General features: G+C 39.4%; 12 protein-coding genes. All 12 read left to right on the top strand.

The window, feature by feature from the left end; translation table 11 throughout:
• On the top strand, nucleotides 1-2,360 hold a 2,360-nt coding region (essC, locus tag HMPREF8578_RS02850), incomplete at its 5' end, for a type VII secretion protein EssC (protein ID WP_000292753.1).
• A 15-nt stretch (nucleotides 2,361-2,375) separates the two neighbouring features.
• Nucleotides 2,376-2,744 carry a hypothetical protein gene (locus tag HMPREF8578_RS02845; protein WP_001030004.1) on the top strand — a complete coding sequence of 123 codons (369 nt, stop codon included), beginning with the start codon at nucleotides 2,376-2,378 and terminating at the stop codon, nucleotides 2,742-2,744.
• A 13-nt stretch (nucleotides 2,745-2,757) separates the two neighbouring features.
• Nucleotides 2,758-4,869: a hypothetical protein gene (locus tag HMPREF8578_RS02840; protein WP_000027496.1), complete on the top strand. Its 2,112-nt coding sequence runs from the start codon at nucleotides 2,758-2,760 to the stop codon at nucleotides 4,867-4,869.
• Nucleotides 4,870-4,871: 2 nt separating this feature from the next.
• A complete protein-coding gene (locus tag HMPREF8578_RS02835) occupies nucleotides 4,872-5,870 on the top strand; it encodes a hypothetical protein (protein WP_002892615.1) in 999 nt (332 codons plus the stop codon).
• Nucleotides 5,867-6,262: a hypothetical protein gene (locus tag HMPREF8578_RS02830; RefSeq protein ID WP_000066277.1), complete on the top strand. Its 396-nt coding sequence runs from the start codon at nucleotides 5,867-5,869 to the stop codon at nucleotides 6,260-6,262. The genes HMPREF8578_RS02835 and HMPREF8578_RS02830 overlap by 4 nt, the downstream gene beginning before the upstream one ends.
• Nucleotides 6,263-6,399: 137 nt before the next feature.
• Nucleotides 6,400-7,209, top strand: a complete 810-nt coding sequence (locus HMPREF8578_RS02825) for a hypothetical protein (protein ID WP_000816349.1) — start codon at nucleotides 6,400-6,402, stop codon at nucleotides 7,207-7,209.
• Nucleotides 7,210-7,376: 167 nt separating this feature from the next.
• On the top strand, nucleotides 7,377-7,772 hold the full coding sequence (locus HMPREF8578_RS02820) for a hypothetical protein (RefSeq protein ID WP_000066278.1): 396 nt from the start codon (nucleotides 7,377-7,379) through the stop codon (nucleotides 7,770-7,772).
• Nucleotides 7,773-7,916: 144 nt separating this feature from the next.
• Complete coding sequence (locus tag HMPREF8578_RS02815) at nucleotides 7,917-8,432, top strand: hypothetical protein (RefSeq protein ID WP_000732922.1); 516 nt, start codon at nucleotides 7,917-7,919, stop codon at nucleotides 8,430-8,432.
• A gap of 14 nt (nucleotides 8,433-8,446) precedes the next feature.
• Nucleotides 8,447-8,989: a hypothetical protein gene (locus tag HMPREF8578_RS02810; RefSeq protein ID WP_000206210.1), complete on the top strand. Its 543-nt coding sequence runs from the start codon at nucleotides 8,447-8,449 to the stop codon at nucleotides 8,987-8,989.
• 7 nt (nucleotides 8,990-8,996) lie between these two features.
• The gene (locus HMPREF8578_RS02805; RefSeq protein WP_000049335.1) at nucleotides 8,997-9,401 is read left to right on the top strand and encodes a DUF5082 family protein; all 405 of its coding nucleotides are present in this window, start codon (nucleotides 8,997-8,999) and stop codon (nucleotides 9,399-9,401) included.
• 219 nt (nucleotides 9,402-9,620) lie between these two features.
• Nucleotides 9,621-10,586, top strand: a complete 966-nt coding sequence (locus HMPREF8578_RS02800) for a hypothetical protein (RefSeq protein WP_000243688.1) — start codon at nucleotides 9,621-9,623, stop codon at nucleotides 10,584-10,586.
• Between the two features lie 62 nt (nucleotides 10,587-10,648).
• Nucleotides 10,649-11,161 carry a GNAT family N-acetyltransferase gene (locus tag HMPREF8578_RS02795; RefSeq protein ID WP_000624239.1) on the top strand — a complete coding sequence of 171 codons (513 nt, stop codon included), beginning with the start codon at nucleotides 10,649-10,651 and terminating at the stop codon, nucleotides 11,159-11,161.
• The last annotated feature ends 78 nt before the right edge of the window (nucleotides 11,162-11,239 follow it).

Genomic DNA, 11,239 nt, shown 5'->3' with positions numbered 1-11,239 from the left:
TTAACTTCCACCCTCATGATGTGGCTTTCTTGCTGATTGACTACAAGGGTGGTGGGATGGCCAATCTCTTTAAAAATCTGCCCCATCTCTTGGGGACGATTACCAACTTGGATGGTGCCCAATCTATGCGGGCTCTGGCTTCGATCAATGCGGAGATCCATCGTCGTGAACGACTCTTTGGAGAGTTCGAAGTCAACCATATCAATCAATACCAGAAGAAATTTAAAAACGGAGAAGCGACAGAACCGCTCCCTCACCTCTTTCTCATCTCAGATGAGTTCGCAGAGCTCAAGGTCAACCAGCCCGACTTTATCAAGGAGTTGGTATCTATTGCGCGTGTCGGGCGTTCCCTCGGGGTCCACTTGATCCTAGCTACTCAGAAACCTTCTGGTGTGGTGGATGACCAGATCTGGTCTAACTCTCGCTTCAAGATCGCCCTTAAGGTGGCGGACCGTTCGGACTCCAATGAAATGCTTCATACACCGGACGCGGCCGAGATTACTCAGACAGGACGTGCCTATCTACAGGTCGGAAATAACGAAGTCTATGAGCTCTTCCAGTCAGCCTGGTCAGGGGCAGATTACCAGCCGGACAAGGACGATATGGGGATTGAGGACCATACTATCTACCTAATCAATGAATTGGGCCAATATGAAATCTTGAATGAAGACCTATCAGGCTTAGAAGATGTGGATGAGATCAAGGAAGTTCCGACAGAGTTGGATGCGATAGTGCACCATATCCAGCTCTTGTGTGAAGAACAAGAGATTCCTCCAGTACCACAGCCATGGTTGCCACCGCTCAAAGAGCGAATCGCACTAGACGAACTGGAAGAAGTGCAACCAGCAGTAGCCTGGGCACAAGAGAAACCACTCTCTGTCCTCTTGGGGATGGCAGATATCCCGCAGGCCCAGAAGCAGGAAGCTGTCTCTATCAATCTCTCCAAGGATGGTCATATCCTCCTTTACGGAAGTCCGGGTACAGGAAAGACGACCTTCTTGCAAACCGCAGCCATGGACTTGGCTCGCAAATTCAGTCCAAAGGCCCTTACCATGTACTTGATGGACTTTGGTACCAATGGTTTGGCTCCATTGTCCAAGCTTCCACAGGTGGCAGATACCATGCTTTTGGACCAAACAGAGAAGATCTCTAAGTTTGTACGAATCATGGAGAGAGAACTTAACCGTCGTAAGAAACTCCTTGCGGACTATGGTGTTGGGACCTTGGAACTCTACCGTCAGGCCAGTGGTCAGGAAGAGCCGGCTATTGTCATCCTCTTAGATAGCTATGAGGCCTTCAAGGAAGAAGCCTATGAGGCGGAACTCTTCAAGCTCTTGGTGCGTATCTCTCGTGAAGGTCTCAGTATCGGGGTTCACCTCTTGGTGACAGCTGGTCGCCAGACCAACCTTCGTGCTCAACTCTACTCGAACTTCAAGCACCAGTTGAGCCTGCCACAAAATGAGGCAGGTGAAGTGCGAGCCATCGTGGGCTCTACCCCACTTGCTATGACTATGGAAGATATCAAGGGACGGGCTCTCATGAAACGTGAAGAAGTGGATGTCATCCAGCTGGCACTCCCGGTTTATGGATCCAATGACACCCAAGTCCTTAACAACCTGCGCCAAGCAGTCGCTTCCCTCCAAGAAGCCTGGACCGGACAGCGCCCAAGTGCCATCCCGATGGTGCCAGAGGAGTTGACAGAGAAAGACTTCTATAGCCGAGCAAGCGTGCAGACTGCCTATGAACACGGACTTGTGCCATTAGGACTTGACTTGGAGACAGTTGAACCGGTTACTTGGAATCTGGCTAAGGGGAATCTCCTTTACTTAACAGATAAGGAAGAGCAGATGACGGCCTTGGTGAAACACATTGCCAAAGGGAAACAGAAGGTCATCGTCTTGGCACCGAAGTATCATAGTCTACCTGAAATGGAAGGTGTGACGATTATTAGTAACTCCGAAGACTATCTAAGTGCTATCGCAAGTATAGAGAAGCGAATTAATGAGCGTTTAGAGCAAAACGAAAGAGAGCACGTAGCAACAGTAGTTGTCTACAATTTAATTGAATTGGTGAGTGAATTAAACTCAGAAGCGCTTGATACATTGGCTTATGTCCTAGATAAAGGAATACGAGCTGGATATGGTTCAATTGTAATGAGTTCGCCACTAATCACCAAGCATATCGATGTGATCTCAAAAACTGCTCGTTCTTATAAGCAGGCTATTTTAGCACTTCGCTTAAGCGATCAATCAGTTCTGACTGTCACAAATAGACCTGTTCGTGAGCCACAATTAGAAGAACAAGAACACTACTATGTTTCCGATGGGGTAGCAAGTAGAATGAAAGTATTAATGATATAGAAAGGGAAGATAGCTATGGCTAAAGATATTAAAACTATTATAGCGTTGACCAATGCCTTGTATAGCGCTTCGTCAGTAACAAGCCAAGCGGCTAGTAGAAAAGCAGAACTAGAAGCTGAGCGAAAGAACGTTAAAAATGAATCTACAGATATCTGGACATCCTCATCGTTGTCATCTTATATTGCAGGCGAAAAGTATGATGATGAGGCAAAACAAGAGAGAGAAGATTTGGACAAATTAGAGAAAATGCTGTCTGAAAAAAAGGATGAGATCTTGTCTTTGCTGGATAGTAAGATTTCGGAAGCAGAATCAGATTTACAAAGCGCTCGGTTGGCAGAATCAAATGCCCGGTACGCCTTAAATATGGCTTTAAATGGCAACTAGAAAGGAGAGGTAGATGTCGATACAAGTAAAAAATATAGCTGGTTTAGACAGCTATGGGACTAGTATTCATAGTTTTGGCGGACGTTTTGAAGAAGCGGCGAGCGATACAGTCCGAGAGTTTAATACTAGCCTTGAAGGTGAGAAGGCAGAGGCCATTAATGCATTCTTTGAGAAGTTGAATAAGATACAAACAACGGTATTTAAAGATGCTCCAAAGGCTGTCATGACCTATGGTCAACAAGTTTTCACCTTTACGGGAGAATTGAAAGGTTTGGGTTTTTCTTCCTTGGCTTTTACAGATGATGAATCTATGACCACTCTAACGAACTCTTTGGAAGCCCAGCAACGTGATGTAATTGCAATAGTAAAAAGTAAAGTCATAAAAGTAGTTCAGCAAGCTGTTGATGTAATGGGAGAAGGGGATGCCACAATTTCTAATTTTGATTCCACAGCTGACAGTTTGATTTTGGAGGAAGTGAAGTCTCGAAAGGAAACACATAAGGGAATTAAGACTGCTCATGAAAAACTAGAGACTGACATAACAAAGTCAGCCGAGACCTTTGAGTCTTTAGCAATTTTGACTCAAAATGCCAAGGCCATAACTTCTATTCCAGCTTTAAATATTTTGGATGCTATCCAACGAGGTGACTTAAGACAGGATAATGTCAATTATCTTGATGCTGCTTATACCTCTGATGATGTTGAAATCATAAAGGTTTTAATTTCTGAATCTAGATATAAGACAAAAAAAGACTATTTTGAAAAATTAGCCAGAGCGAAAGTGAATGATGCTAGTCTCCCAACGACGATGCTAGTTGCCAATCGTCTAGAAAAGGCTGCTGAGAAAGGTGAAGTTGATGGATTAGGGGCATTCTTTGAGGTTCTTTCTAATCGAGATGTGAAAGAGGTTCAAGTCTATACAGCGAAATTATCATCTAGTATTGATACGATTGTAGATGGCCTTAATGCTAAGGGGCAATCGTTGAGAAAGCCTATGCCAAAAGACTACAATAGTAAAGAGTATGAAGAATGGTTAAAAGAGGAAGAGGAAGCAAAAGAACGCTTAAAAGCATTAAAGGAAAGCTCCGTTCGCTATGGTCGTCTAAATAATATTTTAACGTATATGAATACTGAAAAATTTGGAAAGGTTACCATAACAGTTAAAGGAGTCGCCCAAGAAAATGGGAAGACTGGTGATTATACAGTGTCGACTAAACGAAATATTAAAGCAGGAAGTTTTACCTCTTCGAAGACTGATGGAGAATATACCTTTACAATCCAAGATTTAGGAATAGATCGAAAAGATGGCTCTGAAACGATTAGTGTAAGTAGTTATAAGGAGCAGGATCAGCTTAAAAAATTAGATAAAATGGAAGAACTTAGAAAGCAAAAAGACCGCTTATGGATGGAATCGACTTATAATATAACTAAGAACATTGTATCTATGAACCCGCTTGCAGGTTTCGTTTGGAATATGGTAGAAGCAGCAGCAGCAACCAAAGAGGAGAAAAACATATTTGATGCTGTAGCTAAAAATGGTACAAAGGCACTGAGTGAAACTGATTTCAAAAAATATAAGAATCTAAAAAAAGCTAGTTCACATGTTGCTGGTGGTTTCTTAGAACATTTTGAGAAAGCTCAAAAGATTCAATCAGAGTTGGAAAAAATTGATAAAGATCTTTTAAATCAAGAAATGGATACAGGTGCTACAGCAATAAAAGAAGGAAATAGCTATAAGCATATTTCTGGACAATCTCGTTATGACTTTGAGGCCAATCTTCGGATGGCAGACCTCCAGCAGAATGGTTTACGAGGCTATTATTTCCGTCGGATTTTAGAGAAACAAAAAGGTAATGTAGAAACAGCAGTAATTAAATTTAACGAAATAGAAAAACAATTAAATGCGATTGAACCATCTGGAGACTATACAGAGGAAGTGAAATCTCTTTTCAGTGGGGATGGCAGCATTTCTCCTGAACAACTGGGTGGAGAGAAGCTCGTAAAAGGATTGAAAGAATTCCAAAATGTAACACAGAGTATGGGAGAATACAAATTTAAGTATGATGATTATGGTAAGAATGAGGATCTTTATTTTAATCACTTAGTTGGAATAGGAGGTAACTAATAGTGAACAAACAGGTATTTAGGAATCGGAAAGTTGTCTGGTCACTCCTTCTTCTTTTTCTAGTCATAACGGGATCTTGTTTCTTACTTTTCTTGAAGCCCAGTCAACCCCCAAAAGAACAAAAGTATACAATGGGAACTGCCAGGGAAAAATCAGATTTTCAACTATTTGGAGATAAGAACCAATATGTCCTTTCGTCTAGCAGTAAAGGGAGTTTCTTTGTCAGTAAAACATATGCGATCACAGATGAGTACAAGACTTTTATAGTAGAGGAAGAAGGAAAGATACATGAAACACCTCATCTTCAGATGGAGGGAGAGTATTGGAACTTAATTTTGTATAATTTAGACGAGGAGGGCTTGCCAGAGCGAAAGATTGACCTTTTTCAGGCAGTGCGAAGCTACAATCAGAAAAGCGTTCCTACAAATCTACTCGATTCCTATTACGTTGAGGATACTCACTACTTTGGGTTAGAAATTAGAGATTTAACGGATGAAGAAAATTGGGTAATCAGAACAGTCTATCTCAATTTGGAGACGGAAGAAGTAGTGGATCTTCCAAAAGATACAAAGTTTGGAATGAATGATGACATAAGTGATATCGCAAGAACAACAAACTACGATAAGGTTCTAGACTCTAAGGGTTATTTTCCTCCTTTAAATAAGATACTTGCAGATAAGTATGAAGGAAGCATCCCAGACCCTAATATCAACCTCTATAGTCTTTATCCGGACCTAGAAGATAAACTCATCAATCAGAATTGGTCGCTTTATGTCCGTCCAGATAAGGTTACACCGGATGAGTGGTTTGAAACCTTGTTACACTGGTTCGCCCCCAAGGGAGAAGACCTTCTAACCGTTTATGGACGTAATGATGATGGGGAAGCCTCAGATGTTCAGATTCGTAACAGCCAAGAGGCGAATGCTTGGTTGGAGCAACATCCAGCTCTTCGGAAGAAAATAACAGGAGACTATAGAGCAGACGGGAGTGATAAAGAGTGAGTAATAAGAAAATTAATCCGGATAATCTCAGCCGAGTGAATGGTGCATTTAAAGATATGAGTGGTGAGTTAGAACATAACGTTTCGGACCTCATTTCTTCAAGTGCGACGGAAAAGATAGAAGCTGCGACAGATGGTATTAAGAAACTCTCTAAGGAAATGGTGGAGACGATTAGTTCCTTAGATGAGTATCTTGGGGCGGTTGGTGAGGCCTTTCGAAGCGCAGATGCGAGTATGGCTCAATCCATCGGTCAGAATATGTATACGAAAGCTCCTGAGTCACGAGCAGAGCGTAGAGAACGTTATATCCAAGGCGGAAAAGATTCTAAGGAACGTCATAACCGTAGGAAAATGGTTGAAATCGCAGAAAGTCAATACAAAGATTTTCCATAACTATATGAACTCACCTGAACATGATTCAGGTGAGTTTTTTTTCATCTTCTCACGGCGTCACGCATATGGTATAATGGGTTAAGAGTTTATAATCTTTGTTCATCAGATACAAACAACAAATACTCAGGAGGAAGTCAATGAAACAATATAGGAAAAAAATACTAATCATTCTGGGAGTTTTAAGCCTCTTAGTCGTAACAGGATCTTGTTTCTTTCTTCTTTTGAAGCCCAGTCAACCCCCAAAAGAACCAGAGTATAGAATGCGAACTGCTATGGGAAAATCAGACTTTCAACTATTTGGAGATAAGAACCAATATGTCCTTGCGCCTAGCAATAAAGGGAGTTTATTTGTCAGTAAAACATATGCGATCACAGATGAATATAAGTTCTTTTTAGAAGAGGATAAAATTAACATTCCTCATCACCAGAGGGAGGGAGAGTATTGGAATTTAGTCCTATATAATTTAGACGAGGAGGGCTTGCCTGAACGAAAGATAGACCTGTATCAGGCAGTGCGAAGCTACAATCAGAAAAGCATTCCTAGAAATCTGTTCGACTCCTATTACGTTGAGGATACTCACTACTTTGGGATAGAAATTGTAGATTTAACCGATGAAAAGAATTGGAGTTACAAAACAGTCTATCTCAATTTGGAGACGGAAGAAGTGGTGGAACTTCCAAAAGACACAAAGTTTGAGATGGATTCAATTATCAGTAGTACTGTAAGAGCAACGAATTATGATAAAATTTTAGACTCTAAGGGTTATATTGATCCTTCGAATGAGATCGTCACAACTAGGTCTGAAGGGCAGGTCCCAGACCCTAACATCAACCTCTACAGTCTTTATCCAGACATCGAAGATAAACTTATCAATCAGAATTGGTCACTTTATGTCCGTACAGATAAGGTCACACCGGATGAGTGGTTTGACACCTTGTTACATTGATTCGCCCCCAAGGGAGAAGACCTTCTAACCATTTATGGACTGAATGATGATGGGGAAGCCTCAGATGTTCAGATTCGTAACAGCCAAGAGGCGAATGCCTGGTTGGAGAAACATCCTGTCCTTCGGAAAATATAAGAAGATTGTTAGAAATGACGGAGTGAAATTGAATGAGTAATAAGAAAATTAATCCTGATAATCTCAGCCGGGTGAATGGTGCATTTAAAGATATGAGTGGTGAGTTAAAACATAACGTTTCGGACCTCATTTCTTCAAGTGCGACGGAAAAGATAGAAGCTGCGACAGATGGTATTAAGAAACTCTCTAAGGAAATGGTGGAGACGATTAGTTCCTTAGATGAGTATCTTGGGGCTGTTGGTGAGGCCTTTCGAAGCGCAGATGCGAGTATGGCTCAGTCCATCGGTCAGAATATGTATACGAAAGCTCCTGAGTCACGAGAGGAGCGTAGAGAACGTTATATCCAAGGCGGAAAAGATTCTAAGGAACGTCATAATCGTAGGAAAATGGTTGAAATCGCAGAGAGTCAATACAAAGATTTTCCATAACTATCTGAACTCACCTGAATTTAATTCAGGTGAGTTTTTCTATTATAAGTTTCGTATGATATAATTAAATACGAATAATATTAAGGAGTTAGAAATGAAAATAGGAAAAGGAATTAATTGGATTTTGAATAGAAAGGTGAAAAAATGAAGAAGCTGTTTGTTATAATTTTATTGTTAATACTTGGAGGTTGCTCTAATGGGATTAAAGATAAAGAGGCTAATAAAAATGAGACGATTGTCAAGGAGGAGAAAAAATTAAAATTTGTAGTAGCACCACAATATGAAGGTAAAACGTCGGATTTAATTGAACTTGGTAAAAAATTGACCAAAGAACATCCAGAAATTGGAAGTAAGGGAAATATGGCTATCTACTTTACAGGAGCCGTCTCAGATGGTAGAGCAGCACTAATGCTCGTCAATAAAACTGATGTAGATATCAAAAAAGATTTGGAGTTTTCACTAAGCTGGTCCTATGATGGCAAAACTATTTTTGATAATCAAAAGATTAGCTATACTATCAAGGATAGTGGTGAGTTACCTTCTTACACAACCACGTTAATTTTGTTACCACTTAACTCAGAACAATTGGAGCTTGTTGACTCGATGTCAGATCCATCCAAGATGACACTTTCAATGTCTGATGTGAAGAGCGTAGAATAAGATAGGAGTTGAATATGACAACAGAAACCATTTTATTTTTATTTGCTACCATCGTCATTCTTTTATCCTTGATCTTTTTATCTGGTACATATCTTTACCTTTATTTTCGGGATAAAAAGATGGTACGTCTTGCCAAATCGTCTGTTAAGGGAACGGTTGTGGGCTATAGTAATTTTCAAGCTGGGAATCCTCCGATTGTTGAATATACGGTTAACGGAACTACTTATAGCAAGCCATTACGGTATTTTATAATCAAAACGATTTCGCTTCCATGGGGGCCCGTAAAAACATCTGATAATTTTACCAGAGAAGATATGCTGGCGAATTCACTAACCTTTTATCGTAATTCCTTTATATCCTTTAATAGCTTAATGCGTACGCATTTCCCAATTTATTCGACGATGACGGTATGGTATGATCCTGAAAAACCAAACAGGGCTTATGTGGAACGATACTGTGGAATTAACAAACTTTATAAATTGTTGGGCATCGGTAGTGCTATATTGTTAATCATGGTCTACGCCGTTGTAGTGCTTGCTTATTTGTTAGGGAGATGAGGTATAGATGTCAAAAGTTAGTCAAGAAGCTGCAATTCAATCGCAGATTAGTTCAGCTCAATCAAAAAAAGAAGGTTATTTAGAAGAGGCAAAAAAAGTTAAGGAAATATATGACGAGTTACGGAAAATTAAAAGTGAATTTGTTAAGCAAAAAAAAGCTGTAGCTTCTAAAAAAGATGAATATGATGATTCTTGGACTGGAAATTTGCATGATACGAAATTTGTTACACCCGCAGGTGATCTGATTTCATATTTTAATTCTAGTATTAAGGCTATGGACGAAAATATTGATGAGTTACTCATAAAAATTAATGAGTATGAGAATAAAGCTTTGGAGATGGATGGACTTATTGGTCAGCTAGGAATATTGTTAAACAATATAAGTGGTTGGATTGAGAGTTTCTTCAACTAACTGCAAAATTTCATTAACCACCTGAATTTATTTCAGGTGGATTTCTTTTGCTTTTCTCATCTTCTCACGGCATTGCCCATGTGGTATAATGGGATAAGGGTTGCTCCTCATTTTAGACGAGTTTATGGATTTCAAGATAAGTTAGCAGGTGAGACGAGTATTTCTGTCAGTCTCCTATCTACCTGTTAACAACTGTCAAAAGTAAAAGGAGATTGTAGATTGGTTTTATTAGTATTAGGGATTTTGGTTTTACTCATTCTAATCTTAAAACGAAAACTGAAAACTGCTAAAAAATCTGAAGGAAACGCCAAGAAAAGAAATTGGCTATTAATAGGTTGCTTATCCATAGTGATTCCAATGGTAATCTTCACAGTGTTCAGTCCGATTTTTTCTCTAATGGATATGTGGGGGCTATTTGCCCATGCAAGTCGAACTGAGCTTGAGCAAGCTGTGCATCGTTCTTATCAAAATTACGGTCTTACAGGACAGTTTGAGTTAGAAAAATACGAGAAAAACTATACAAGTGTGGGAGGATTTATAATCCATGGTACCTATAGTGAAAATATAGCTGGAAAAAACTATCAGGTTAAAACTCGATTTAAATACTATACTCGCTTTTCGAAAAATGAAACATATGGAAAGACAGATGCAGAGGTTGATTACAAGAATTATAAAAAAATTTATGATGTTTTCCCAGAATTAGCCTATTTAGGGATTGAGGTTAGTCCAGGTACCAGCGAGTTTTTAAAAACACTGGACAGTTCAATCAAAGATCCTAAACTGCCTGATTTGAAGTATCAAGGTATTGGTTTTGAATTTAATAACCAATCTGATAATATCTATCTTTATAATGAAATATTAGAGGAAAATCAAAGCAAGGGCCAAGCTCTGCAAGGGATGTATCCCATGGATGCTCAATATCTTTTCCAAAAAAAGATTTTTATACCAACATTTGAATTTCAATATTTCGTTCCAAAAGAAAAAAGAGATCTCTTGTATGATGACTATCTTAAAGAGCTTGAAGCGCTCATGAAGGAATTTTTTGCCAACCAACCCCTACCACGCGGTCTTTATGCTGTCAAAATTGCTAAGTATAAAGAGGATAAACTTGTCAATGATAGTGGTGTATACTATGTGAGGATTGAAAATCGTCAAGTTGTAAAGCTGCTGCAAAAATTAGAGTAGGAGTTGCTAGATCTAGGTCAGTTTCACAATATTTTACCTAAGAAGAGAAGGGATGTTTTGTAATGATCAGTTTAGAGCTGTTGTCTGAAGCAAATAGTCTAGATGTATATGCTTTTGAAAAAGAAAATCGGGAGTATTTTGAGCGAAATTTACCTCCTAGACCAGCTAACTATTTTGATCCAGAAGGTTTTAAAGAAATTACAAGGGAATTGTTAACGGAACAAAGGAATCGTGATGTCTATATGCATCTTATTAGAGATTCGCAAGGCGTTATGGTCGGAAGAATCAATTTAAGTGTTTTAAAGAATGATCGAACAACAGCAGAGCTTGGGTATAGGATTGGAGAAAATGTTAGCAATTTAGGCTATGCAAGCGAAGCGGTTAAACTCGTTTTAGAAAAAGCCTTTATTACTTATGGTTTCAATAGAATCATTGCAGGAACGGCAACGGGTAACCTAGCCTCTCAGAGGGTGCTTTTAAAAAATGGCTTCACCTTTAGTAGAATGATAGAAAATGACTTACACATTCATAATGAGTGGGTTCATACAGCAGTATTTGAGATAAGGAGGCCATAGTATCCTCATTTGCTGATAGGCCAAATGGAGCCATCAATCTTCCCAGACATTCAAGAATGTTTTCTTGGATGTTTTTTG

It is taken from the genome of Streptococcus oralis ATCC 49296, from assembly GCF_000185265.1.
Taxonomy (GTDB): Bacteria; Bacillota; Bacilli; order Lactobacillales; family Streptococcaceae; genus Streptococcus; species Streptococcus oralis_BC.
The sequence above is the reverse complement of the archived record's forward strand: the minus strand, read 5'-3'. Positions and strand labels throughout refer to the sequence as shown.